23 protein-coding genes are annotated in these 25,600 nt (G+C 59.9%); 3 read left to right on the top strand and 20 right to left on the bottom strand.

Annotated features, from left to right (window positions below):
• Positions 1-105: 105 nt before the first annotated feature.
• The 8 genes from QMX98_RS16985 to ccoG form a co-directional block, all read right to left on the bottom strand.
• Positions 106-654 (bottom strand): adenine phosphoribosyltransferase, encoded by a 549-nt coding sequence (locus tag QMX98_RS16985; RefSeq protein ID WP_221106847.1) that lies wholly within the window; start codon positions 652-654, stop codon positions 106-108.
• Between the two features lie 79 nt (positions 655-733).
• Positions 734-1,468, bottom strand: coding sequence for a fumarate/nitrate reduction transcriptional regulator Fnr (gene fnr / locus QMX98_RS16980; RefSeq protein WP_282411114.1), 735 nt, complete (start codon positions 1,466-1,468; stop codon positions 734-736).
• A gap of 129 nt (positions 1,469-1,597) precedes the next feature.
• Positions 1,598-2,980, bottom strand: coding sequence for an oxygen-independent coproporphyrinogen III oxidase (gene hemN / locus QMX98_RS16975; RefSeq protein ID WP_010456429.1), 1,383 nt, complete (start codon positions 2,978-2,980; stop codon positions 1,598-1,600).
• 179 nt (positions 2,981-3,159) lie between these two features.
• Positions 3,160-3,843 (bottom strand): sulfite exporter TauE/SafE family protein, encoded by a 684-nt coding sequence (locus QMX98_RS16970; protein ID WP_042932683.1) that lies wholly within the window; start codon positions 3,841-3,843, stop codon positions 3,160-3,162.
• The gene (ccoS, locus tag QMX98_RS16965) at positions 3,836-4,054 is read right to left on the bottom strand and encodes a cbb3-type cytochrome oxidase assembly protein CcoS (protein ID WP_042932684.1); all 219 of its coding nucleotides are present in this window, start codon (positions 4,052-4,054) and stop codon (positions 3,836-3,838) included. The genes QMX98_RS16970 and ccoS overlap by 8 nt, the downstream gene beginning before the upstream one ends.
• Positions 4,055-4,076: 22 nt before the next feature.
• Positions 4,077-6,527 carry a heavy metal translocating P-type ATPase gene (locus QMX98_RS16960; RefSeq protein WP_282411113.1) on the bottom strand — a complete coding sequence of 817 codons (2,451 nt, stop codon included), beginning with the start codon at positions 6,525-6,527 and terminating at the stop codon, positions 4,077-4,079.
• Between the two features lie 174 nt (positions 6,528-6,701).
• A complete protein-coding gene (locus QMX98_RS16955; RefSeq protein WP_010456420.1) occupies positions 6,702-7,241 on the bottom strand; it encodes a FixH family protein in 540 nt (179 codons plus the stop codon).
• Between the two features lie 11 nt (positions 7,242-7,252).
• Positions 7,253-8,668, bottom strand: a complete 1,416-nt coding sequence (ccoG, locus tag QMX98_RS16950; protein WP_282411112.1) for a cytochrome c oxidase accessory protein CcoG — start codon at positions 8,666-8,668, stop codon at positions 7,253-7,255.
• 517 nt (positions 8,669-9,185) lie between these two features.
• Here ccoG and QMX98_RS16945 point away from each other — a divergent pair.
• Positions 9,186-10,187, top strand: a complete 1,002-nt coding sequence (locus QMX98_RS16945; RefSeq protein WP_010456416.1) for a metallophosphoesterase — start codon at positions 9,186-9,188, stop codon at positions 10,185-10,187.
• Between the two features lie 55 nt (positions 10,188-10,242).
• Here QMX98_RS16945 and ccoP (QMX98_RS16940) read toward each other — a convergent pair whose 3' ends face one another.
• The 8 genes from ccoP (QMX98_RS16940) to ccoN (QMX98_RS16905) form a co-directional block, all read right to left on the bottom strand.
• Positions 10,243-11,226 (bottom strand): cytochrome-c oxidase, cbb3-type subunit III, encoded by a 984-nt coding sequence (gene ccoP, locus QMX98_RS16940; protein ID WP_282411111.1) that lies wholly within the window; start codon positions 11,224-11,226, stop codon positions 10,243-10,245.
• Positions 11,223-11,408, bottom strand: coding sequence for a CcoQ/FixQ family Cbb3-type cytochrome c oxidase assembly chaperone (locus tag QMX98_RS16935; protein ID WP_003175465.1), 186 nt, complete (start codon positions 11,406-11,408; stop codon positions 11,223-11,225). Before QMX98_RS16935 ends, ccoP (QMX98_RS16940) begins: the two co-directional genes overlap by 4 nt.
• A 5-nt stretch (positions 11,409-11,413) precedes the next feature.
• Entirely contained in the window at positions 11,414-12,022 is a 609-nt protein-coding gene (gene ccoO / locus QMX98_RS16930; RefSeq protein WP_010456412.1) for a cytochrome-c oxidase, cbb3-type subunit II, read from the bottom strand.
• Entirely contained in the window at positions 12,022-13,464 is a 1,443-nt protein-coding gene (ccoN, locus tag QMX98_RS16925; RefSeq protein ID WP_010456410.1) for a cytochrome-c oxidase, cbb3-type subunit I, read from the bottom strand. The genes ccoO (QMX98_RS16930) and ccoN (QMX98_RS16925) overlap by 1 nt, the downstream gene beginning before the upstream one ends.
• Before the next feature lie 483 nt (positions 13,465-13,947).
• The gene (ccoP, locus tag QMX98_RS16920) at positions 13,948-14,901 is read right to left on the bottom strand and encodes a cytochrome-c oxidase, cbb3-type subunit III (protein WP_010456408.1); all 954 of its coding nucleotides are present in this window, start codon (positions 14,899-14,901) and stop codon (positions 13,948-13,950) included.
• Complete coding sequence (locus tag QMX98_RS16915; protein WP_102594714.1) at positions 14,898-15,098, bottom strand: cbb3-type cytochrome c oxidase subunit 3; 201 nt, start codon at positions 15,096-15,098, stop codon at positions 14,898-14,900. Before QMX98_RS16915 ends, ccoP (QMX98_RS16920) begins: the two co-directional genes overlap by 4 nt.
• Before the next feature lie 21 nt (positions 15,099-15,119).
• Positions 15,120-15,728 (bottom strand): cytochrome-c oxidase, cbb3-type subunit II, encoded by a 609-nt coding sequence (ccoO, locus tag QMX98_RS16910; RefSeq protein WP_010456405.1) that lies wholly within the window; start codon positions 15,726-15,728, stop codon positions 15,120-15,122.
• Positions 15,729-15,738: 10 nt separating this feature from the next.
• Positions 15,739-17,163, bottom strand: coding sequence for a cytochrome-c oxidase, cbb3-type subunit I (gene ccoN / locus QMX98_RS16905; protein ID WP_010456403.1), 1,425 nt, complete (start codon positions 17,161-17,163; stop codon positions 15,739-15,741).
• Positions 17,164-17,258: 95 nt separating this feature from the next.
• Here ccoN (QMX98_RS16905) and QMX98_RS16900 point away from each other — a divergent pair, with 95 nt between their 5' ends.
• On the top strand, positions 17,259-17,945 hold the full coding sequence (locus QMX98_RS16900; protein WP_282411110.1) for an alpha/beta family hydrolase: 687 nt from the start codon (positions 17,259-17,261) through the stop codon (positions 17,943-17,945).
• Between the two features lie 134 nt (positions 17,946-18,079).
• On the opposite strand, the gene QMX98_RS16895 is transcribed toward QMX98_RS16900, so the two are convergent.
• The 4 genes from QMX98_RS16895 to acnA all read right to left on the bottom strand — a co-directional run bounded on the left by QMX98_RS16895 (position 18,080) and on the right by acnA (position 24,226).
• Positions 18,080-18,583, bottom strand: a complete 504-nt coding sequence (locus tag QMX98_RS16895) for a hypothetical protein (protein ID WP_083376176.1) — start codon at positions 18,581-18,583, stop codon at positions 18,080-18,082.
• A 196-nt stretch (positions 18,584-18,779) separates the two neighbouring features.
• On the bottom strand, positions 18,780-20,345 hold the full coding sequence (locus tag QMX98_RS16890; RefSeq protein ID WP_010456398.1) for a PAS domain-containing methyl-accepting chemotaxis protein: 1,566 nt from the start codon (positions 20,343-20,345) through the stop codon (positions 18,780-18,782).
• A 103-nt stretch (positions 20,346-20,448) separates the two neighbouring features.
• Entirely contained in the window at positions 20,449-21,240 is a 792-nt protein-coding gene (locus tag QMX98_RS16885) for a CPBP family intramembrane glutamic endopeptidase (RefSeq protein WP_010456396.1), read from the bottom strand.
• Between the two features lie 244 nt (positions 21,241-21,484).
• A complete protein-coding gene (gene acnA / locus QMX98_RS16880; RefSeq protein ID WP_010456394.1) occupies positions 21,485-24,226 on the bottom strand; it encodes an aconitate hydratase AcnA in 2,742 nt (913 codons plus the stop codon).
• A gap of 222 nt (positions 24,227-24,448) precedes the next feature.
• Here acnA and rlmM point away from each other — a divergent pair, with 222 nt between their 5' ends.
• On the top strand, positions 24,449-25,522 hold the full coding sequence (rlmM, locus tag QMX98_RS16875) for a 23S rRNA (cytidine(2498)-2'-O)-methyltransferase RlmM (RefSeq protein ID WP_010456393.1): 1,074 nt from the start codon (positions 24,449-24,451) through the stop codon (positions 25,520-25,522).
• Positions 25,523-25,600: the final 78 nt, after the last annotated feature.

The following is a 25,600-nucleotide window of genomic DNA, read 5'->3' as shown; positions in this document are numbered from 1 at the left end:
GGCAAGCCTCGCTCCTACGATTTTCGGTCGAAGCCGAGTTTCCGACACGACTCTGATCTTGTAGGAGCGAGGCTTGCCCGCGAAGGCGTCAGTGAGAACGCCGCCTTACTTCTCGCTCAACGCAAACTGCGTCAGGCAAAACGTCGTAATTCCCTGCTCTTCCAGCCGCTGCGACCCACCCAGCTCCGGCAGATCAATGATTGCCGCCGCTTCATGAATCCGCGCGCCCATGCGCCGAATCAGGTTCGCCGCCGCAATCAGCGTACCGCCGGTGGCGATCAAATCATCAAACATCACCACCGAGTCGCCTTCGCACAAGCTGTCGGCGTGCACTTCGAGAAAGGCTTCGCCGTATTCGGTCGCATAACCTTCAGCCAACACGTCGGCCGGCAGTTTGCCTTGCTTGCGGAACAGCACCAACGGCTTGTTCAGCTGATAGGCCAGGACCGAGCCGATCAGGAAGCCGCGCGCATCCATCGCACCGATGTGCGTGAAGTCCGCCTCGACATAACGGTGGGCAAAGCTGTCCATCACCAGGCGCAGGGCCGTAGGCGACTGGAACAACGGGGTGATGTCACGAAAGATCACGCCCGGCTTGGGGAAGTCGATCACGGGGCGGATCAGGGATTTGATGTCGAAGGATTCGATGAGCATCGTCGAGGTGTCCTGGCAGGCTGCAAACGTCGCAGTATAACGGCGGCTGAACCGTTTCGCTCAGCCGCAATTATCTCCGTCAGCCTTCGAGCGAGCCACCGGCCAGGGCGCAGAGCTGGATCGGGTCGAGGATGTGGATTTCCTTGCCCTCGGCGGCGATCAGTTCGTTTTGCTGGAAGCGTGTGAACACCCGGGACACGGTTTCCACCGCCAGGCCCAGGTAATTGCCGATTTCGTTACGCGACATGCTCAGGCGGAACTGGTTGGCCGAGAAGCCCCGGGCGCGGAAACGTGCCGAGAGGTTGACCAGGAACGTGGCGATGCGCTCGTCGGCGGTTTTTTTCGACAGCAGCAACATCATTTGCTGATCGTCGCGAATCTCGCGGCTCATCACCCGCATCAACTGACGGCGCAGTTGTGGCAGTTGCAGGGCCAGTTCGTCGAGGCGTTCGAAGGGGATTTCACACACCGACGTGGTTTCCAGGGCTTGCGCCGAAACCGGGTGCTTTTCAGTGTCCATGCCCGACAGGCCAACCAGTTCGCTCGGCAAGTGGAAGCCGGTGAGCTGTTCTTCACCGCCATCGCTGAGGCTGAAGGTCTTGAGGGCGCCGGAGCGCACTGCATAAACGGAATCGAAAGTATCGCCTTGACGGAACAGGAACTCGCCTTTTTTCAACGGGCGACCCCGTTTGACGATCTCGTCCAACGCTTCCATGTCTTCCTGATTCAGAGAAAGTGGCAAGCAGAGGGGGGCCAGGCTGCAATCCTTGCAATGGGCCTGGCCGTTAGCGCGCAGTTTTACTGGCTCGGACATTTCTTCAATCCTTGTGGGAAAACACACATAAGCCGTAAGGGTAACTCACGGGAGGACATTCAGGCACGCGGCGATTTTGCCGCAGGGTCATAAAGCCAGCATTTTGTTAACCGACAAGTGAACGGATGACTAAATCACTCGCGAAAATCGCTGGTGATTGTGCTGTTGCAAATAGGCATCGAACACCATGCACACCGAGCGCACCAGCAAGCGACCGGCGGGCAGTACGCTGATCCGCTCATTGTCGAGGCTGATCAAGCCGTCCTCGGCCATCGTCTGTAGCTGAGGCCACAGGTCACCGAAGTAACCGCGAAAATCGATGTTGAAGGCCTGTTCGATCTGCGCGAACTCCAGATTGAACGTGCAGATCAACTGCTGAATTACCGCCCGTCGCACGCGGTCATCAGCATTGCATATCAGGCCCCGGCTGGTTGCCAGTTGCGCGGTGGCCAAGGTGTTCTGGTACTGGTTCAAATCGCTGTTGTTCTGGCAATAGAGGTCGCCGATCTGACTGATGGCCGAGACCCCCAGCCCGATCAGGTCGCAATGACCGTGAGTGGTGTAGCCCTGAAAGTTACGCTGCAGGGTCGATTCTTCCTGGGCAATCGCCAGCTCATCGTCGGGCAAGGCGAAGTGGTCCATGCCGATGTAGCGGTAACCGGCAGCGGTCAGTTGTTCGATGGTGCGCTGCAGCATTTCCAGCTTCTGCGCCGGTGTCGGCAACTCGTTGCTGTTGATTCGCCGCTGCGGCATGAAGCGTTCCGGCAGGTGCGCGTAGTTGAACACCGAAAGCCGATCCGGTTGCAGCGCAATGACTTCGTCGACCGTGCGCGCGAAGTTTTCCGGGGTCTGCTTCGGCAAACCGTAGATCAGGTCGATGTTGATCGAGCGGAATTGCAGGGTCCGGGCGGCGTCGATCACGGCGCGGGTTTCTTCCAGGCTTTGCAGGCGATTGACCGCCCGTTGCACCGCCGGGTCGAGGTCTTGCAGGCCAATGCTGACCCGGTTGAAACCCAGTTCACGCAGCAGTCCCATGGTCGACCAGTCGGCTTCGCGAGGGTCGATCTCGATGCCGTAGTCGCCGGAATCGTCGTCCAGCAGGTTGAAGTGCTTGCGCAACTGAGCCATCAACTGGCGCAGTTCGTCGTGGCTGAGAAAGGTCGGGGTGCCGCCGCCAAAGTGCAGTTGTTCGACTTTTTGCGCCGGGTCGAGGTGGCAGGCGATCAGCTGGATTTCCTGCTCAAGACGCTGCAAATAGGGCAGGGCGCGGCCTCGGTCCTTGGTGATGACTTTGTTGCACGCGCAGTAGTAACAAATGTTCGCGCAGAACGGCACGTGCACGTACAGCGACAATGGGCGCTGGGCCTTACGGCTGTCGCGCAGGGCGTGGAACAGGTCAAACGTGCCGACCTGCCCGTCGAATTGCACGGCAGTGGGGTAAGAGGTGTAGCGCGGCCCCGCCAGGTCGTAACGGCGGATCAGATCGGTATCCCAACGAATGGCGTCGAGCATCATGCGGGCATTCCCCCGGATAGGCTGGCAGTGTTCGCAAGTCTATGGGGGGCGACGCCGGGGCATCTTGATTTGCATCAACGGTCAGGATATGTGTGGCCAGTCAGGGCCTCTTCGCTAGCAGGGGAATGCATTTCAATGTAGGAGCGAGGCTTGCCCGCGAAGGCCGCACCACCGATCTAATGCCCCATGAGCCAATGCTGATGCGGCCCCGGCAAAGTCCAGATGCCAAACAGGATCACCAGCAACCCACCGGTCATGCGCACACTGCGCTTGCGCAACAACGCCGTGACCCGCTCAGCCGCCAACCCCGTGGCCAGCAGCACCGGCCAGGTGCCGAGCCCGAACGCGAGCATCAGCAGCGCACTGTCCAGCGCATTGCCCTGGCTCGCCGCCCACAGCAACGTGCTGTAAACCAACCCGCACGGCAACCAGCCCCACAGCGCGCCCAGCAATAAGGCGCGGGGCAGGCTCGACACCGGCAGCAGTTTGTTGGCAACCGGCTGGATATGCCGCCACAGGCCGCGGCCAAGGCTCTCAATACGGGTCAGGCCGCTCCACCAGCCGGCGAGGTACAGGCCCATGGCGATCAGCAACAATCCGGCGATCACGCGCATGAACATGGCGGCCGGGCTGTTGGCCACTGCCCAACCCGCCAGGCCGATCAAAAGACCGGCCGTTGCATAGCTGAGAATTCGCCCCAGGTTGTACGCCAGCAGCAGGCGAAAACGGCGGCTGCGCTGTTCCTTGGGAATCGCCAGGGTGAGCGCGCCCATCAAGCCGCCGCACATGCCCAGGCAATGCCCACCGCCGAGCAGGCCGAGAATCACCGCAGACACCAGCAGTGGCGCCAACTCAAGCATGCGGAGGCGCCTTGTCGTCCGGTTTGGCCGGATGGCCGCTGGCTTCGTCGACTGCGGCTTGGTGGTTCGGGTCCTGGTCGTCGAACAGAATGCTGTGGGCCGGGCCGTCGAGGTCGTCGTACTGACCGCTGTCGACCGCCCAGAAGAAGATATAGATAGCGATGGCCACGATCAGCAGCGCGGCCGGGATCATCACGTAGAGAGCTGGCATCTGGACTCCATGCCCGCGCGGCTCAGGCCGGCAGCGGGCGGGTTTCTGGCGTGGGCCGGACGCCAGGCGCGCTCGGCAGGCGAGTCAGGCGCAGGGCGTTCAGCACCACGGTCAACGAACTGATGGACATGCCGACCGCGGCCCATACCGGTGTGATCCAGCCGAGGGCGGCGAACGGCAACATGAGGCCATTGTACAGCCCGGCCCACAGCAGGTTCTCGATGATTACCCGACGGGTGCGCCGCGCCAGGCTGAAGGCCTGCACCAGCGCATCGAGGCGGTTGGACAGCAACACCGCATCGGCGCTGGTTTTCGCCAGGTCGGTGGCTGAACCCATCGCCACGCTGATGTCGGCTGCGGCCAGCACAGGCACGTCATTGACGCCGTCACCGAGCATCAACACCTTGCGGCCTTCCTTGTGCAACTGTTGCAGGACCTGCAATTTGTCATCCGGACGCAAACCGCCCCGGGCTTCGTCGATGCCCAGTTCGGCGGCCACGCTGGCGACCATCGGTGAGGTATCGCCCGACAGCAGCAAGGTGCGCCAGCCACGGGCCTTGCAGGCTTCCAATAGTGCCGGGGCATCGGCACGCAAACGGTCATCGAGGACAAACCACGCCAGCGGCCCCTGGCTGTCGCCGAGTAGCAGCCATTGCCCGGCTTCATCGGGCATGGCCGGTGTCGCCGCGCCACTGAGTTCGCAGACAAAACCCGGCTGGCCGATGCGCAGGCGTTGCGTGCCGACCAGGCCCTCGAGGCCAAGCCCCGGCGTGCTGAGGACTTCTTCGGCTGCCAGCGGCGCTCGGCCAAATGCCCGGGCAATCGGGTGTTCGGAGCGGTTTTCCAGGGCGGCGGCGAGACTCAGGCATTGATCGCTGTCGAGCGCGCCGAGCGGGCGGATCGAACGCAAGGCCAATCGCCCCTCGGTCAACGTGCCGGTCTTGTCGAAAATCACCGTGTCGATCTGGTTCAGGCCTTCCAGCACATGGCCACGGGTCAGCAGTAAACCGAGTTTGTGCAACGTGCCGGTGGCGGCCGTGAGGGCGGTCGGCGTGGCCAGCGACAAGGCGCACGGGCACGTCGCAACCAGCATCGCCAGGACAATCCAGAAGGCTCGCGACGAATCCAGCTCCCACCACAACAGGCCGATTGCCGCTGCTGCGATCAATGACAGCAGCAGGAACCATTGCGCCGCGCGGTCAGCGATTTCCGCCAGTCGCGGCTTTTCGGCCTGGGCGCGGTCCAGCAGGCGGACGATGGCCGACAGCCGCGTGTCCTGACCCAGCGCCAGCACTTGCACGGTCAACGCGCCTTCGACGTTCAGGGTGCCGGCGGTGACCGCGTCGCCCTGGGTGCGCGGTTGCGGCAGGTATTCGCCGGTCAGCAGCGATTCGTCGATGCTTGACTGGCCATCGAGGATCTTGCCGTCGGCCGGCAGAATGGCGCCCGGATGCACCAGTACCTGATCGCCGACTCGCAGTTCGCTGAGCAGGATTCGTTCGCTCTGGCCGTCGGCATCCAGGCGCAGGCACGAGGCCGGCAACAGGTTGACGAGCTGTGCGGTGGCGGCGGCGGTGCGCTCCCGGGCGCGGCGTTCGAGGTATCGACCGGCCAGCAGAAACAGCGCGAACATCCCCACCGCATCGAAATACAACTCGCCGACGCCGGTGATCGAGGTCCAGATTCCGGCGATGTAGGCACTGCCGATGGCGAGCGACACCGACACGTCCATGGTCAGATGTCGGGTGCGCAAATCGCGCATCGCCCCTTTGAAGAACGGCGCACAGCTGTAGAACACGATCGGCGTGGTGAGGAACAGTGCGACCCAGCGCAGGATGGTGTGCAGCTCGGGACTCAAATCGATGTTGAATTCCGGCCAAGTGGCCATGGTCGCCATCATCGCCTGGAACCACAGCAACCCGGCGACGCCCAGTTGGCGCAAGGCCAGGCGGTTTTCGCTGGCCAGTTGTTCGCTGGCGCGGTCGGCTTGGTACGGGTGCGCGGCGTAGCCGATGTGGCGCAGTTCGCTGAGCACCTGACTCAATGGCAATTGCGCGTCGGCCCAGCGCACGTGAAGACGATGGTTGGACAGGTTCAGTCGCGCCTCTGCCACCGCCGGCAAGGCGCGCAGGTGTTTTTCGATCAGCCAGCCGCAGGCGGCGCAGCTGATGCCTTCCATCAACAGGGTGGTTTCGGCGAGTTCGCCGTCGTGGCGCACGAAAGGCTTCTGCACATCGGCGCGGTCGTAGAGCGCCAACTCATCCACCAACTGCACCGGCAAGGCTTCGGGGTTGGCCGATGACTCGCTGCGGTGCTGGTAATAGCTTTCCAGTCCGCCGGCCACGATCGCCTCAGCCACGGCCTGGCACCCCGGGCAGCAGAACTCGCGGGTTTCACCGAGGACCGCAGCGGTGAAGCGGCTGCCGGCCGGGACGGGCAGGGCGCAGTGGTAGCAGGGGGTTGGCGTGGTCATCTGTGCTGCCATGGAAACCATTGTGGCGAGGGAGCTTGCTCCCGCTCGGCTGCGCAGCAGTCGTAAACCTGCGAACGCGCTATGACTGAAAGAATCGGTTTGCTGGTTTCAGGGGGCGCTTCGCACCCAGCGGGAGCAAGCTCCCTCGCCACAGTTGACCGTGTTCACTGGAACTTACTTCTTCAGGTCTTCCGCGCCTTGCAGCGGCTCATCCCCGAGCAGCAGGTCCTTATCATGGCTGACCAGCTCTTCTTCGAACATGCGCCAGATGTGGTCGTCCTGAGTGCCCAGCAATTCGACAAAACGACGGCCTTCAATCTTGTCGCTCAATTGACCGATGTAGCGACCCTGCTCTGTTTCACTGCGGGCCAGGGTGATCTTGCGATCCTTTTCCGGCTGGGTCGGCGAGATCAGGTTCAGCTCAAGGGTTTCAGGTTGGCTGTTGCCGCTCAGGCGTAGGTCGACTTCGCCGGTTACGTCATCCAGGTGAACGCTGGCCCGCAGCAACAGGGTCTGGGCCAGCAGCTCACGATCAAGGGAGCGGTTGATGCCTTTGCCTGCCTCGTAGTAGTTATCGTTGACCAGGTTGTCCGGGTTGTTCACCGCGATGGTCACCATGGACAGGGTCAACGTCACGGAACAAGCCAGGATGGCGATGATGATCCATGGCCAAAGATGCTTGTACCAAGGGCTTGCGGCGTTTGCTGCGGGCATGATTACTTCTCTCAACGAATTTGTGGGCCGATGAATCGGCTCTTGGCTTCAACGTGGATGCTGTCGTCGTCGGCATCCTTGAGGATGAATTTCACCTCGTTGGTGCTCGACGGCAATTTTTCCGGTGCCATAGACAGTTCGACTGGCTGGCTGAAAATCTCCCCGGCGGCGACTTTGATCTCGCGCTTGCCTTGCAGCTTGAGGTCCGGCAGACCGGAGGCTTCCAGTACGTAGGTATGGTCGCGCTGGTCTTTGTTCATGATCTTCAGGCTGTAGACGTTCTCGATCCGGCCTTCGGCGTTCTCGCGATACAGCACGCGGTCCTTGCTGACGTCGAAACCGACCAGTGAACGCATGAAGAACGCGCCCGCCAGCAAGCCCATCATGGCCAGCAACACCAGGGCATAGCCAATCAGCCGCGGGCGCAGTTTATGGGTTTTTTGCCCGGACAGGTTGTGCTCGGTGGTGTAGCTGATCAACCCGCGCGGGTAGTCCATCTTGTCCATGATGCTGTCGCAGGCATCGATGCACGCCGCGCAGCCGATGCATTCAATTTGCAGACCGTCGCGAATGTCGATGCCGGTCGGGCAGACCTGGACACACATGGTGCAATCGATGCAATCGCCCAGGCCCAGAGCCTTGTAGTCGACGCCTTTCTTGCGCGGGCCGCGGCTTTCACCACGGCGAGGATCGTAGGACACGATCAGCGTGTCCTTGTCGAACATCACGCTCTGGAAGCGCGCATACGGGCACATGTAAATGCACACTTGCTCACGCAACCAGCCGGCGTTGCCGTAGGTGGCGAGGGTGAAGAAACCGACCCAGAAATACGACCAGCCATCCGCTTCGCCGGTGAAGAAGTCGATGGTCAGTTCGCGAATGGGCGAGAAGTACCCGACGAAGGTCATGCCGGTGACGAAGCCGATCAACAGCCACATCGAGTGCTTGCTGAGTTTGCGCAGGAATTTGTTGGCGCTCATCGGCGCCTTGTCGAGCTTGATGCGCTGGTTGCGGTCGCCTTCGGTGACCTTTTCGCACCACATGAAAATCCACGTCCAGACGCTTTGCGGGCAGGTATAACCGCACCACACCCGACCGGCGTACACGGTAATGAAGAACAGGCCGAAGGCGCTGACGATCAGGATCCCGGAGAGCAGGATGAAATCCTGGGGCCAGAAGGTCGCGCCGAAGATGAAGAATTTGCGTTCCGGCAGGTTCCACCAGACGGCTTGATGACCGCCCCAGTTCAGCCAGACCGTACCGAAATACAGCAGAAACAACCCGGCACCGCCCATCATCCGCAGGTTGCGGAACAGGCCGGTGAAGGCACGGGTGTAGATTTTTTCTCGAGAGGCGTAAAGATCGACGCTGTTGTTTGCGTCTTTGGCAGGCGGTGTGACGTCGTGTACCGGAATCTGATTGCTCATCATTGCATCCCACGGCAGTGGAAAAATGCCTCGGTCAGTACATGCCGACCGCGGTCAAAAAGAGGTGTTGCAGTGGCGCAATGATACGCCTGTCGCTCTGGCTCAAGGGTGCGACCTTTGGTCGCGTTGGGCAAATTCAATTGATGGTGTAGTGACTTGAATCAATTGACTTGTGGATTATGGACGGTTTTTCGTGATGGAGAGTCAGAGGAAGGGGCGATTCCTGGCCGGTGCGTGGCCGACGGGAGCAGAACTGCTGACCTCAGTCATGCCACAAGCCTGCCGCAGCACTTTACGCCATGGCCGCCGTCATTTCAGGCGCCGTTTTGAAACTTGCAATGCGTTGAACTAACCAACTTGAGGTTGGGTAAGTTGTTGTTTTACGACGTGCAGCGGAAATATATTTATTTAATTGGTCTTTATGAGTTGTTTGAAGTTTTTGTCTGTTTCTAATAAGTTGATTGGGTGCGGTTTGTTAGTTGCACACTTTATCTAATACTAATGGAAACGGAATTCTATGATTTCTAAGAAAGTTAAGCGGTTTGTGCTGGGCGTGTGCCTGCTGTCTATGGCGCCTTTGGCCTATTCAATCGAAGGTGCCCCACGTCATATGATCTTCGCTTCGGATACGCAGTACCCGTGGACGGACAAACTCGACCGCAGGGAACCCGAGTCCGATGCGGATTTCAAGACACGTTCAAAATGGCTGGTGGAGACTCAGTTTGCGAGTATTGCCGACTTCCGCAAGAACCATGCGCAATCCCACGTGCCGCTGATGATCAATGGCGACATCACCGCTTTCGGTCACGGCTGGCAGCGCTCTTACATGAACTCGATGTTGAAAAAATACTTCAATGGCGATTTCTTGTATGGCCTGGGTAACCACGACTATGAGAACAACGTGGATGATTGCTTCAGCAATAACTGTGCGGCCGGCAGTATCGTGGAGTTTAAAGAGCACCATGAAAATAAGGTTGATAATTTTGATTTGAAAATTACCGGCAATTTTCTGAGTCGGCTGTATTCCGGCAGTCTCGCCTATTCCAAGAACATAGGGGACGTCCATATGGTGCAACTCAATAATGAGCCGACCTATGCCACCAGGATTGCTCATGCGTTAAACCCGACGACGTTCGACATCACCAGTACCCTGGATTGGCTTGAAAACGATTTGAGAGTCGCTCGGACTCAGGGTTACGCCATCATTATCAACATGCACAAGCCACTCGAAATGATGGGTAATAGTGAGCAAGAGTGGCGCTTTTATCAGATGATCAGGAAGTATGAGGTCACTGCCATCTTCGCCGGCCATCTCCATGATCAAGGTGGTGATGCCTATGAAGTGAATGGCGTGCCGATGTACCTGAGCGGTGCCACTTCTCAGCAAACCTACCTGGTTGCCAGTTTCTCGGAGGATCGCAAGCAGTTGCAGATCAACCTGGTGACGGACAACCAATGGCAGAGCCGAAAGCTGTTGGATACGGTACCGGTAAAATCGATCTGGGCCAGTCGCCCATGAAAAAGGCCCCGCCAGATCACTGGCGGGGCCTTGTTTGTTGCGTCAGGCGTTGGCCTTACTGAGCGTCTTCCGCCGGCGCTTTCTCACCGTGAGAAAGGCTGTAGACGTAAGCGGCCAGCAGGTGAACCTTGTCGTTGCCTTGCAGCTGTTCTTGCGCAGGCATCTGGCCCTGACGGCCGTAACGGATGGTCTGCTGCAGTTGAGCGAAGCTCGAACCGTAGATGAACGCAGCCGGGTGAGTCAGGTTCGGCGCGCCCATGGCTGGCGTGCCTTTGCCTTCCGGACCGTGGCACACCGCGCAGTTGGCGGCGAACAGCTTCTGACCGGCAACCGGATCGGCCTTGGTGCCTTCCGGCAGCTTGCGACCATCGAGGTTGATCAGTACGAACGAAGCAACGTCCGCAACGCCTTGCTCGCCGATCACGTCAGCCCATGCCGGCATGACCGCGTGGCGGCCACCCATGATGGTGGTCTTGATGGTTTCTGCCTCATCGCCCCAGCGCCAGTCGGCGTCGGTCAGGTTAGGGAAGCCATAAGCGCCCTTGGCGTCGGAGCCGTGGCAGACCGAGCAGTTGGAGGCGAACAGGCGGCCACCCATCTTCAGGGCTTGCGGGTCCTTGGCGACTTCTTCAATCGGCATCGAAGCGAACTTGGCGAAGATCGGGCCGAACTTGGCGTCCGACTTGGCCATTTCCTTTTCCCACTCGTGAACGCCGGTCCAGCCGGTCTGGCCGTTGGCGAACGCGGTCTGCTTCTCGTTATCCAGGTAGTTGTAACCCGGCAGCAGGCCTTTCCAGTTACCCAGGCCCGGGTACAGCACCAGATAGCCCAGGGCGAAGATGATGGTGCCCACGAACAGCATGAACCACCATTTCGGCAGTGGGTTGTCGTACTCCTCGATCCCGTCGAAGGAGTGGCCAACCGTTTCTTCGGTGGCTTCGCTGCGCTGGCCCTTGCGGGTGGACAGCAGCAGCCAGGTCAGGGCGAAGATCGTGCCGAGACTGAGGACTGTGACGTACAGACTCCAGAACGTAGTCATTCTTTGTTACTCCTAGAAGCTTGCTCGACGTGCTTGATGGCTTCGGGATCATCCGCGAAAGGCAGCAAGGTCGCGTCTTCAAACTCCGACTTGCGCTTGGGGCTGAATACCCACAACGCCAGACCGATGAAGGCCACCATCACAACAACGGTGCCCAGGCCACGAATCATCCCGATATCCATCTAAATCACCGTTTGCTTTTGATGATGGTGCCCAGGCCTTGCAGATAGGCCACCAGCGCGTCCATTTCGGTTTTGCCCTTCACAGCATCCTTGGCGCCGGCGATGTCTTCGTCGGTGTAAGGGACGCCGAGCGTGCGCAAGACTTCCATTTTCTTGGCGGTGTCTTTGCCGTCGAGCTTGTTTTCCACGAGGAACGGGTAGGCCGGCATTTTCGACTCGGGCACTACGTTGCGCGGGTTGTACAAATGCGCACGCTGCCAGTCATCGGAGTAACGACCGCCGACACGGGCCAGGTCCGGACCGGTACGCTTGGAACCCCACAGGAACGGGTGGTCCCAGACGCTTTCACCGGCAACCGAGTAGTGGCCGTAACGTTCGGTTTCAGCACGGAACGGGCGGATCATCTGCGAGTGGCAGCCGACACAACCGTTGGCGATGTAAATGTCGCGACCTTCCAGTTCAAGGGCGGTGCGAGGCTTCATGCCTTCGACCGGCTTGTTGGTGACGTCCTGGAAAAACAGCGGAACGATCTGGGTCAGGCCGCCGACGCTGACGGCGATAACCATGAAGAAGGCCAGCAGGCCAATATTCTTCTCGACTGCTTCATGCTTCATCAGTGAGCTCCAACTACAGCAATCTGTTCAGCAGCTTTGGCTTCAGCCGGGTTCGAGGCACGTACGGTACGCCATACGTTGTAGGCCATGAACAGCATGCCGCTGGCGAAGAACGCACCGCCCAGGGCGCGAACGATGAAACCAGGATGGCTGGCTTGCAGGGCTTCGACGAACGAGTAGGTGAGGGTGCCGTCGTCGTTGATTGCACGCCACATCAGACCCTGGGTGATGCCGTTGACCCACATCGAAGCGATGTACAGAACGGTACCGATGGTCGCGAGCCAGAAATGCGTGTTGATCAGGCCGATGCTGTGCATCTGCGCGCGACCGAACAGTTTCGGGATCATGTGGTAGATGGCGCCGATCGAGATCATCGCAACCCAGCCCAAGGCACCGGCGTGTACGTGGCCGATGGTCCAGTCGGTGTAGTGCGACAGCGAGTTCACGGTCTTGATGGCCATCATCGGGCCTTCAAAGGTCGACATGCCGTAGAAGGCCAGCGACACCACCAGGAAGCGCAGGATCGGGTCGGTGCGCAGCTTATGCCAAGCGCCCGACAGGGTCATCATGCCGTTGATCATGCCGCCCCAGCTTGGCGCCAGCAGGATGATCGACATCGCCATGCCCAGCGACTGAGCCCAGTCCGGCAGCGCGGTGTAGTGCAGGTGGTGCGGACCGGCCCAGATGTACAGGGTGATCAGCGCCCAGAAGTGCACGATCGACAGGCGATAGGAGTAGATCGGACGCTCGGCCTGCTTCGGAACGAAGTAGTACATCATCCCCAGGAAGCCGGTGGTCAGGAAGAAACCGACCGCGTTGTGGCCGTACCACCACTGGATCATTGCGTCAGTCGCACCGGCGTAGGCCGAGTAGGACTTGAAGAAACTGACCGGCAGGGACGCGTGGTTGACGATGTGCAGCATCGCCGTCACGACGATGAAGGCACCGTAGAACCAGTTACCCACATAGATGTGCTTGGTATTGCGCTTGGTGATGGTGCCGAAGAACACCAGACCGTAGGACACCCAGACGATGGCCAGCAGAATAGCCAGGGGCCATTCCAGTTCCGCGTATTCCTTGGTGGTGGTGTAACCCAGCGGCAAGGTAATGATCGCGCCGACGATCACCGCTTGCCAACCCCAGAAGGTGAAGGCCGCGAGGCTGTCGGAAATCAGTCGCGTTTGGCAGGTTCGCTGCACGACGTAATAAGAAGTGGCAAACAGAGCACAACCACCGAAGGCGAAAATCACCAGGTTGGTGTGCAACGGGCGTAAGCGTCCAAAAGTCGTCCACGGCAGACCGAAGTTCAATTCCGGCCATACAAGCTGTGAGGCGATGAAGACACCAAGCCCCATGCCAAGGATCCCCCAGACCACCGTCATGATGGCGAACTGGCGGACTACCTTATAGTTATAAGCAGTCGGACTGATTGCTGTGCTCATTCTAAGGTTCCACGGTTTGGGTGTTTTATTAGGAGTAAAAATCGGCCGCAAGTATGTAGAAAGCGGGGGGTCATTGCAACGCGCCATGACCTGGGTCAATGCTTTCAAAAGCTGATTCTGCGGCCTTTCCATGCGCCGCGTAAGGACAAAATTGACCTCGGACAAAATGTCGCAGCGAACGAAAGGGGTGAGGGGGGCAGGTCAGTTGTTACGGGGTGTGTTCAAACACAACGATCGGGTGACCGACGGCAATTGGCACGACAGCCGGTATCTACCAGCCTTTGCGGCCTGTCATCGAGCAGATTCGTTGAACACATCGGGCAAGGTCGACCTGGAACCGGCTCATGCCAGTCCGCATCGCAGCAAGCTTAGACCCGAATCTGGTGAACCGAAAGGAGGACCAACGGAGGGGTGCGACACTTGGTCGCAAAGAGGCAGGGAACTGCCGCATCCGGGCGAATGCGGCAGTAGAGCGGTCGAGATTTATTCGCGTTTGCCTTCTGCTTGCAAACGCTCGGTGCTCAGACCGTGGGACAGGCTGTAAACGTAAGCGGCCAGCAGTTGCACCTTGTCGTTGCCGAGCAGTTCGTTCTGCGCCGGCATATGGCCCTGGCGGCCATGGCGGATGGTCTGCTGGAGTTGCGCCAGGCTTGTACCGTAGATGAACCCGGCCGGTTGCGTCAGGTTCGGCGCGCCCATGGCTTCAGTACCCTTGCCGTTTGCACCATGACAGGCTACGCACGTGGTGCTGAACGCTTGCTGTCCGGCTTGCAGGTCGGCGGTGTCGCCAGCCGGCAATGGCAGGCCCGCCAGTTCATGACGTACATACGCGGCCACGTTCTTCACACCGGCCTCACCGAGGATTTCCCCCCAGGCCGGCATTGCCGCCATGCGACCGCCCATGATCGTGGTCTTGATCATCTCGGCGTCACCGCCCCAGCGCCAGGTGCTGTCGGCCAGGTTCGGGAAGCCGAAAGCGCCCTTGGCATCCGAGCCGTGGCACACCGAGCAGTTGGACGCGAACAGACGACCGCCCATTTTCAGCGCTTGCGGGTCTTTCGCCACTTCTTCAACGGGCATGGCCGCGAATTTGGCGAAGATCGGCCCAAACCTGGCGTCAGCCTTGTTCATCTCCTTTTCCCATTCGTGGACACCGGTCCAGCCGTCCTCGTAACCCGGCAGGACGCCTTTCCAGTTGCCCAGGCCCGGATAAAGAATCAGGTAGCCCACGGCAAACACCAGCGTGCCGGCGAACAGCATGAACCACCACTGCGGCAGCGGATTGTCGTACTCCTCGATGCCGTCGAAGCTGTGGCCCATGGTCTGGTCGACACTGCCCTTGGTTTCACCCTTGCGGGTGCCGACCAGCAGCCAGGTCAGGCCGATCAGGCTGCCGATAGTCAGTACGCAGATCCACGTACTCCAGAAGGTGGTCATGGCCGGGTACTCCTTGTTTCAGGTTCTTGGGTGGCGTCGTCGGCCAGGGGTTCATCGGCGAACGGCAGCAAACGCGCTTCGGCAAATTCCGGGTTGCGCTTGCTGTTGAACACCCATAGCGTCAGGCCGACGAAGGCCACGAATACCACGACCGTGCCCAGGCCGCGGATCATTCCACTGCTTATCTCGCTCACTATTTCGAAGGGCATGGTCATGGCTCACCTCTTGCTCTTGATGGCAGTGCCGAGCACTTGCAGATAAGAAACGAGTGCGTCCATTTCGGTCTTGCCCTTGAGGCTGGCGACCGCGCCGCTGATGTCGTCATCGCTGTATGGCACGCCAAGGGTGCGCATGGTGCGGATCTTGGTTTCGGTGTGGCTGCTGTCGACCGCTTGCGTGACCAGCCATGGGTAGCCAGGCATTTTCGACTCCGGCACCACGTTGCGCGGGTTGTACAAGTGCGCACGGTGCCAGTCATCGGAGTAACGTGCGCCGACCCGGGCCAGGTCCGGACCGGTACGCTTGGAACCCCAGAGGAACGGGTGATCCCACACGCTTTCCCCTGCCACCGAGTAGTGCCCGTAGCGTTCGGTCTCGGCACGGAACGGCCGGATCATCTGCGAGTGGCAACCGACACAGCCTTCGCGGATGTAAATGTCGCGACCTTCCAGTTGCAGGGCGGTGTAGGGCTTCATGCCTTCCACCGGTTTGTTGGTCACGTCCTGGAAGAACAGCGGGACGATCTGGGTCAGACCGCCGATGCTCACCGCCAGAACCATCAGCAGCATCAGCAGGCCGACGTTTTTCTCGATTGTTTCGTGTTTCATGGCGGACTCCTCAGGCCATCTGCGCGGCAGCGGCGACTTCGGCAGGCTGCGAGGCCCGCACGGTGCGCCAGGTGTTGTAAGCCATCAGGAACATCCCGCTGAGGAAGATCGCACCGCCCACCAGTCGCACGACGAAGCCTGGGTGGCTGGCCACCAGGGTTTCGACGAAGGAGTAGGTCAGCGTGCCGTCTTCGTTGACTGCGCGCCACATGAGGCCCTGGGCGATGCCGTTGACCCACATCGAAGCGATGTAGAGCACGGTGCCGATGGTCGCGAGCCAGAAGTGCGCATTGATCAGGCCGATGCTGTACATCTGCGGGCGACCGAAGATTTTCGGGATCATGTGGTACAGCGCGCCGATGGAAATCATCGCCACCCAACCGAGGGCGCCGGCGTGAACGTGGCCGATGGTCCAGTCGGTGTAGTGGGAGAGCGCGTTGACCGTTTTGATGGCCATCATCGGCCCTTCAAAGGTCGACATGCCGTAGAACGCCAGGGACACGACAAGGAAGCGCAGGATCGGGTCGCTGCGCAATTTATGCCAGGCGCCCGAGAGCGTCATCATCCCGTTGATCATCCCGCCCCAGCTTGGTGCCAGCAGGATCAGCGACATCACCATGCCCAGCGACTGTGCCCAGTCTGGCAGCGCGGTGTAGTGCAAGTGGTGCGGACCGGCCCAGATGTACAGGGTGATCAGCGCCCAGAAGTGCACGATCGACAAGCGATAAGAGTACACCGGGCGCTCAGCCTGTTTCGGCACGAAGTAGTACATCATCCCGAGGAAACCGGCGGTGAGGAAAAAGCCCACGGCGTTGTGGCCGTACCACCACTGGACCATGGCATCGGTGGCACCGGCATAGACCGAGTAGGACTTGGTGAAACTCACCGGCAGCTCAACGTTGTTGACGATGTGCAGAATCGCCACGGTGATGATGAACGCACCGAAGAACCAGTTGCCGACGTAGATGTGCTTGGTCTTGCGCTTGGCCAGCGTACCGAAGAACACAATGGCGTAGGCGACCCAGACGATGGTGATCAGGATGTCGATCGGCCATTCCAGCTCGGCGTATTCCTTGGAGCTGGTGTAACCCAGCGGCAGGCTGATGGCCGCCAGCAGGATCACCAGTTGCCAGCCCCAGAAGCAGAACGCGGCGATTTTCGGCGCGAACAACTGGGTCTGGCAGGTGCGTTGCACCGAATAGAACGAACTGGCGAACAGGGCGCAACCGCCGAAGGCGAAGATCACCGCGTTGGTGTGCAGAGGGCGCAACCGGCCGAAACTGGTCCACGGCAAATCGAAGTTGAGTTCAGGCCAGACCAATTGGGCTGCGAGAAAAACCCCGAGCCCCATGCCGACGATGCCCCACACCACCGTCATAATGGCGAATTGGCGGACCACCTTGTAGTTGTAGGCGGTACTGATAGAAGTGTTCATGGTTCCCCATCCACGGTTCAGCCGAAGTGAAGGCGTTTGCGCAAGGCAACGCTCCCTTCGCCTGGAGTTATAGGCAGACTAAAAGCGAGGCAAGCATGGACAAAGAGCACAAGGCCAGTATTGACGGGGATCAATGGGCGCGGTGTGTGCGGGAACATGGATGGTTGTGGAATGAGGCGGCTTCAAAGGCTTCGGCGGACCCTGTGACGCTGATTCTCGCCCATGGCGCCGGTGCGCCAATGGACAGCGTCTGGATGAACGACATGGCTGCACGCCTCGCCGATCAAGGCGTCAACGTGTTGCGCTTCGAGTTTCCGTACATGGCGCAGCGGCGTGTCGACGGGGGCAGGCGCCCACCGAATCCGGCGCCGAAACTGCTGGAGTGCTGGCGTGAGGTGTACGCCGAGGTGCGACGCCATGTCACTGGGCGTCTGGCGATTGGCGGCAAGTCCATGGGCGGGCGGATGGCCAGTCTTTTGGCGGATGAGCTGGGGGCGGATGCGTTGGTGTGCCTGGGTTATCCGTTTTATGCGGTGGGTAAACCGGAGAAACCTCGGGTCGAACATTTGGCGGGGCTCAAGACCCGGACGTTGATCGTACAGGGCGAGCGCGATGCCCTGGGCAATCGCGAGGCGGTCGAAGGTTATGCGTTGGCGCCGGGCATCGAGGTGTTCTGGCTGGTGGCAGGGGATCATGACTTGAAGCCGTTGAAGGCTTCCGGGTTGACCCATGAGCAGCATTTGGCTTCGGCGGCGAGTCGGGTGGCTGCATTTCTTCAGTGAAAGAGGTGGTGCCCGTTTGGGCCGCTTCGCGGGCAAACCCGCTCCCCACTTTTTATTGTGTTGTGAGTGAGATCTTCAACACCGAGAACTTATGGGGGGCGGGGTTGTGTCTGATTATTTTGAGTGTTTAAAAGTCACGGAGTGCTTTCCCGTTGTGCGTCTGGCATTTGCGTTGAAGGCCGCAGTCTTTTCATGGTGAATGTGCCTTTTGGATTCAGACGATAACCATGGCTTTTGAACAGGGCTTCGAATGTGCCTTCGACGATGTCTGTCACGGGATTGTAGTTGATAATGTTCAGCGTGGCAGAGTCTGCATCCACCGTTCGAAAGCCATTGAAGCCGGGAGGCGCTGGAATCCAGTGGCCATGGAGAAAGCTCAGCCCGTTATCTAGCGTATAGACACCTGGCAGTGCATCGTCACCGTTGTAGGGTAGCGTCATACTGAAGACAAACGTGTTTTCCTCCGCAGCCGTACCCATTCCTCCACCAATAGACCAATAAAACTCACCGAAAAATTCACCTTGGTAAAAATCACTGAATTCTGCAGTTTTCTTGATGGTTCCGTATTTCCACTGAAAGATGTTTTCGTTTGCGATCGTTGCGCATTTTTTAGGGATAAAGGTCGCGTGGGTTGTCATGATGAAATCCTTTTACTGGTAAGAGTTCGGTAGCCATTGTCCGATGGACAAAGCGACCGTCTCCTTGATAAGCCTCCTGGGTTTTTTCGACTACTGTCAGAACTGACAGGTGCCTCCTTGAAAACATTTCACGATTTGCAAAAATAAAAAAACCCGGAGGTTTTCACCGTCCGGGTTTTTGTCTTTCCAGTGACTGTCAGCGGTTAAACCGCTCCACCAACGAATACTGGGTATTCGCCGTCTTGGTCAGCTCTTCACTCAACAGCGCCGAGTGCTGTGCCTGTTCCGACGTCTGGTCAGCCAGCTGCGAGATGTTGCTGATGTTGCGGCTGATCTCTTCAGCCACCGCACTTTGCTCTTCGGTCGCCGCCGCAATCTGGGTGGTCATGTCGGTGATGTTGGCCACCGCTTCGCTGATCCCTACCAGCGCCTGATCCGCTTCCAGTACCCGCGCCACGCCTTCTTCAGCCTGACGATGCCCGGCTTCCATGGTTTGCACTGCGGTGCTGGCGGTTTGTTGCAGCTTGGCGATCAGGGCGTGGATCTGTCCGGTGGATTCGCTGGTACGTTGCGCCAGTTGACGCACTTCGTCAGCCACCACGGCAAAACCCCGGCCCATCTCGCCGGCACGGGCCGCTTCGATGGCGGCGTTCAGGGCCAGCAGGTTGGTCTGGTCGGCGATGCCCTTGATGACATCGACCACGCCACCGATTTCGTCGCTGTCCTTGGCCAGCTGGGTTACGGTCATCCCGGTTTCACCGACCACCACCGACAAGCGCTGGATGGCTTCGCGGGTTTCCCCGGCGATGTCGCGACCGCGACCGGTCAGGCGATTGGCTTCCTGGGTCGCATCAGCGGTGCGCTGCACGTGGCTGGCGACTTCCTGCGTGGTGGCGGCCATCTGATTGACGGCGGTGGCCACTTGCTCGGTTTCGACGCGTTGACGTTCCAGGCCCGTGGAACTGTTGTGGGCCAGGGTGTCGGACTGCCTGGCTTGTTCGGTCAGGTGCTCGGCGGTGTCCTGCAGGCGGGTCAGGCAGGTTTTCAGACGTGCTTCCTGGCTGAGAATCGACATCTCCAGACGTGCCTGGGCGCCACGGCTGTCGGTGTACATCTGCGCGATCAACGGGTCGGAGGTGGTTTGCCCCGCCAGCACCAGCAAGCGCTTGAGGCCGCGCTGTTGCCAGCTCAAGCCCAGCAAGCCCAGCGGCACCGACAGGCCGGCGGCCAGGGCGAAACCCCAGTGGGAGTTGAGCGACGCACCGATCATGAAGCTCAGTTGACTGACCAGAATGAACGGCACCCAGTCCTGAAGGACCGGCAGCCATTTGTCTGTCGAAGGAATGGCCGACTTGCCCTGGTTGATGCGTTGGTAGAGCGCTTCGGCACGGCGGATCTGCTCGGCGGTGGGTTTGATCCGCACCGATTCGTAGCCGATCACCTGATTGCCTTCGAACACCGGTGTGACATAGGCGTTAACCCAGTAGTGGTCACCGGTCTTGCAGCGATTCTTGACAATGCCCATCCATGGCAAGCCTTGTTTCAGTGTGCCCCACATGTGCGCGAACACCGCCGCCGGAACGTCGGGGTGACGGACCAGGTTATGCGGCGCACGGATCAGCTCTTCACGAGAAAACCCGCTGATTTCGACGAAGGCGTCGTTGCAGTAGGTGATCACGCCCTTGGCATCGGTGGTGGAAATCAACCGTTGCTGAGCCGGAAAGGTCCGTTCGCGTTGTGTGGTGGGCTGGTTGTTACGCATGGCTTTTTCAATCCGCAAGGCTTTGAGAGGTTGTCGGCGGCGTCAGGAATTTATTGAAAATATTTTTCAATAATCAGTGGCGCGTCGCAAAACGGCCATTGCATCAGCCGGCGAGCATCGGGTACGTGAACAGTGCGAAATGCAGCAGATTCAAGCCGAAATGGGTGGCGATGGCCGCCCCCAATCCGCCGAAACGGTAGGCCAGACCATAGCCGACACCTGCCAGACCCGCCAGCAGCACCCATTGCCAACCCGCGCCCGCATGCGCCACGCCGAACAACAGTGAGGCGAGCAGCAATGCCAGGTTTTCACCGTAGGGCAGGTGTTTGAAATGCCGGCTCAGCCCACCCTGGACGTAACCGCGAAACAGCGCTTCCTCCACCAGCGTCACCAGCAGCAGATTGTTCAGCACCCACAGCCCGGCTTGGTCCGGCCACTTCGGCGCCCAACTGATCATCCCCAGCAAGAGTGCGCCACCCAAGGCCAGGATGGCGCTCAGGGGCAGGGCGAGTGCGGTGGCATAAACCGAAAGGCGCAAAGAGCGCCGGCCGACAATCCACGGACACACCAGTAACAGCCAAAAGCCAATCAGGGGCTTGTCCTGATTCAGGTACATGGTAAACGGCGCGGCATCGTCGGTGATGCGATGCGGGTCGATGCCACGACCGTTGTAGAAACCGGGCAGCCAATGCATCGCCAGGGCCACGGCGAGGATGATGAACACGCCGTGACCGAGGAAGCGAGCGATGGGGATTTTTTGCTGACGGACCGCGAAACCAGCGACGAGCAACAATGCGACGGAGATGCCGGCCAGCCAGCCGAGGTGGCCGTAGGTCAGGGCGAGGGTGTAGCCGAGGGAGAGAAGGGCCAGGTATGTCCATGGCAGGGCGAGCATAAATTAGTCCTTTGAGGCTGAAGAGCTTTTGTGGCAAGGGAGCTTGCTCCCGCTAGGGTGCGAAGCAGCCCCAAACCCGGTGACCCGATACTTCAATCAGATCGCATCGGCTGTTTTACGACTGCTTCGCAGTCGAGCGGGAGCAAGCGCCCTCGCCACAAAGTGTGCACTGTTTGCGGGGCGCGATTATAAACAGGCCCAAACAAAAACACCGCCCGAAGGCGGTGTCTGTGTCGGCAGGCGGTTACGACGCAATCAACTGCCGCAACACGTAATGCAAAATTCCCCCTGCCTTGAAGTATTCCACTTCATTGAGCGTATCGATCCGGCACAGCACCTCGACTTTCTCGCGGCTGCCGTTCTCGCGGGTGATGATGAGTGTCAGGTTCATCCGCGGCGTCAACTCGACGCCGGTCAACCCAAGGATATCCAGCGTCTCCTTGCCGGTCAGGTTCAGGCTCTTGCGGTTCTGATCCAGCTTGAACTGCAACGGCAGCACGCCCATGCCCACCAGGTTGGAACGGTGAATCCGCTCGAAGCTTTCGGCGATGACCGCTTTCACGCCCAGCAGATTAGTGCCCTTGGCCGCCCAGTCGCGGCTCGAACCGGTGCCGTATTCTTGCCCTGCGATCACCACCAGCGGCGTGCCCGACGCTTGATAGCGCATGGCTGCGTCGTAGATTGGCATCCTTTCCCCGGTCGGGATGTAGATTGTGTTGCCGCCTTCTTCACCGCTGAGCATTTCGTTGCGAATGCGGATGTTGGCGAAAGTGCCGCGCATCATCACTTCGTGATTGCCGCGACGGGAACCATAGGAGTTGAAGTCCCGCGGCTCCACGCCTTTATCGCGCAGGTATTGACCGGCCGGGCTGTCTGCCTTGATGTTGCCGGCGGGGGAGATGTGGTCGGTGGTCACCGAGTCGCCCAGCAGCGCAAGGACCCTGGCGCCGGAAACGTCCTTGACCACCGGTGGTGGACCGCCGATGTCATCGAAGAACGGTGGATGCTGGATGTAAGTCGAATCGTCCTGCCAGACATACGTCGCTGCTTGCGGCACTTCAATCGCTTGCCATTGCTCGTCGCCGGCAAACACCTCGGCGTATTCCTTGTGGAACATGGCGGTGTTGACCTGACTCACGGCGTCGGCAATCTCTTGGGTGCTCGGCCAGATGTCCCGCAGGTACACCGGATTGCCATCCTTGTCGTTACCCAGCGGTTCGCTGCTGATGTCGGTCCGCACCGTGCCGGCCAACGCATAGGCGACGACCAGCGGCGGGGAGGCCAGCCAGTTGGTTTTCACCAGCGGATGCACGCGGCCTTCGAAGTTGCGGTTGCCCGACAGCACCGAGGCAACGGTCAGGTCGGCGGCCTGGATGGCTTTTTCAATCGGCTCCGGCAAGGGGCCGGAGTTGCCGATGCAAGTGGTGCAGCCATAGCCGACCAAGTCAAAACCCAGCTCATCCAGATACGGGGTCAGGCCGGCAGCCTTGTAGTAGTCGGTGACCACTTTCGAGCCAGGGGCCAACGAACTCTTGACCCACGGTTTGCGCTTGAGGCCTTTTTCCACGGCTTTTTTCGCCACCAGACCGGCGGCCATCATCACGCTCGGGTTGGAGGTGTTGGTGCAAGAGGTGATCGCGGCGATCACCACCGCGCCGTTTTTCAACCGATAGGTCTGGCCGTCGTATTCGTAGTCGGCTTCGCCCGCCAGATCGGCATTGCCCACCGCGACGCCACCGCCGCCTTCACTTTCGAGGCGACCGACTTCCTTGCTGGTGGGTTTGAATTGCAGGTCGATGAAGTCACTGAACGCTTGCGCGACATTTGGCAGCGAAACCCTGTCCTGTGGGCGTTTCGGCCCGGCCAGGCTGGCTTCGACGCTGGCCATGTCCAGTGCCAGGGTGTCGGTGAACACCGGTTCCTGGCCCGGCAGTCGCCACAGGCCCTGAGCTTTGCTGTAGGCCTCGACCAGTTTCACGGTGGCCAGTGGGCGACCCGAGAGCCGCAGATACTCCAGCGTGATGTCGTCGACCGGGAAGAAGCCGCAGGTGGCGCCGTATTCCGGGGCCATGTTGGCGATGGTCGCGCGGTCGGCAAGCGGCAGGTCGGCAAGGCCGTCGCCATAGAATTCGACGAACTTGCCGACGACGCCTTTCTTGCGCAGCATCTGCGTGACGGTCAGCACCAGGTCGGTGGCGGTGATGCCTTCCTTGAGCTTGCCGGTGAGTTTGAAGCCGATCACTTCCGGAATCAGCATCGATACCGGCTGGCCGAGCATCGCCGCTTCCGCTTCGATCCCGCCGACGCCCCAGCCGAGTACGCCGAGACCGTTGATCATGGTGGTGTGGGAGTCGGTGCCGACCAGGGTGTCGGGGAAGGCGTAGGTGCGGCCATCCTCGTCTTTGGTCCAGACCGTGCGACCGAGGTATTCCAGGTTGACCTGGTGGCAAATGCCCGTGCCCGGTGGCACCACGCTGAAGTTGTCGAAGGCGCTCTGGCCCCAGCGCAGGAACGCGTAACGTTCACCGTTGCGCTGCATTTCGATGTCGACGTTCTGTTCGAAGGCGCTGGAACTGCCGAATTTGTCGACCATCACCGAGTGGTCGATCACCAGATCCACAGGGGAGAGCGGATTGATCCGCTGCGGGTCGCCACCGGCCTTGGCCATGGCGGCGCGCATGGCGGCCAGGTCGACCACGGCAGGCACGCCGGTAAAGTCCTGCATCAATACTCGTGCGGGGCGGTATTGAATTTCGCGGTCGGAGCGACGCTCCTTGAGCCAGGCGGCAATCGCCCGGAGGTCGGCGCCGGTGACGGTTTTTTCATCTTCCCAGCGCAGCAGGTTTTCCAGCAGCACTTTCAACGACATCGGCAGCTTGTCCAGGTCGCCCAGACTTTTGGCGGCATCGGGCAAGCTGAAATAGTGATAGGTCTTGTCGTCGACTTGCAGGGTTTTAAGGGTGTTCAGGCTATCGAGGGACGGCATTGCGATCACTCCTTTGAGTCCGCACGGCTACGGACTGAGGGGACGGACAGAGCTTTCAACCTAGCCCTGTTTGAATGTTAAAGCTAATAACTGGACTCTATGGCCAAGTCCAAGGTTCCGAACTCGGCTATCATGCGCCGGTTTTCGTGACAGGCTTTGCTTCAACGCAAGCCTGGGCATCGCGCAGTGGCTGAATTCTTCGCCAACTGCCCAGGAGTAAGAATGAACACCCTCTTTATGCATTGCCGGCCGGGCTTCGAAGGCGAAGTCTGTTCCGAGATTTCCGAACACGCCGCGCGGCTGAACGTGGCCGGTTATGCCAAAGCCAAGACCGCCAGCGCCTGCGCTGAATTCATCTGCACCGAAGAAGACGGCGCCGAGCGGCTGATGCGTGGCCAGCGTTTCGCCGAGCTGATCTTCCCGCGCCAATGGGCGCGCGGAATTTTCATCGACCTGCCGGAAACCGACCGCATCAGCGTGATCCTTGCTCACATGGCGGACTTCCCGCTGTGCGGCAGCCTGTGGCTGGAAATGGTCGATACCAACGATGGCAAGGAGCTGTCGAACTTCTGCAAGAAATTCGAAGGGCACCTGCGCAAGGCGCTGATGGCGGCCGGCAAGTTGGTCGAGGATGCGCACAAGCCGCGCCTGCTGCTGACCTTCAAAAGCGGCCGCGAAGTGTTTATGGGGCTGGCCGAGTCCAACAACTCGGCGATGTGGCCGATGGGCATTCCGCGCCTGAAGTTTCCTCGTGAGGCGCCGAGCCGTTCGACGTTGAAGCTGGAAGAGGCGTGGCACCACTTTATCCCCCGCGATCAGTGGGATGAGCGCCTGCACAGCGACATGACCGGCGTCGACCTCGGTGCCGCCCCCGGCGGCTGGACCTGGCAACTGGTCAACCGCGGCATGCTGGTGACGGCGATTGACAACGGTCCGATGGCCGAAAGCTTGATGGACACTGGTTTAGTGCAGCACCTGATGGCCGACGGTTTCACCTTCAAGCCCAAGCAACCGGTGGACTGGATGGTCTGCGACATCGTCGAGAAACCGGCGCGCAACGCCGCGATGCTGGAAGAATGGATTGGCGAGGGACATTGCCGCGAAGCGGTGGTCAACCTGAAGTTGCCGATGAAACAGCGTTACGCCGAAGTGAAACGCTTGCTGGAACGCATTGCCGAGGGCTTCAAGGAGCGCGGCATCCGGGTCGAGATCGGCTGCAAGCAGCTGTATCACGACCGTGAAGAAGTGACGTGCCACTTGCGCCGGATCGACGTGAAGAAACCGAAATCCCGCTGACACACACTGCCCCTTGTAGGAGCGAGGCTTGCCCGCGAAGCTTTTGGCGTCCTCAAGGGCCTTTTCGCGGGCAAGCCT

The sequence above is a fragment of the Pseudomonas sp. PS02303 genome (genome assembly GCF_029959925.1).
Classification (GTDB): domain Bacteria; phylum Pseudomonadota; class Gammaproteobacteria; order Pseudomonadales; family Pseudomonadaceae; genus Aquipseudomonas; species Aquipseudomonas mandelii.
Note: the sequence above shows the minus strand (reverse complement) of the source record. Positions and strands in the feature narration are given on the sequence as shown.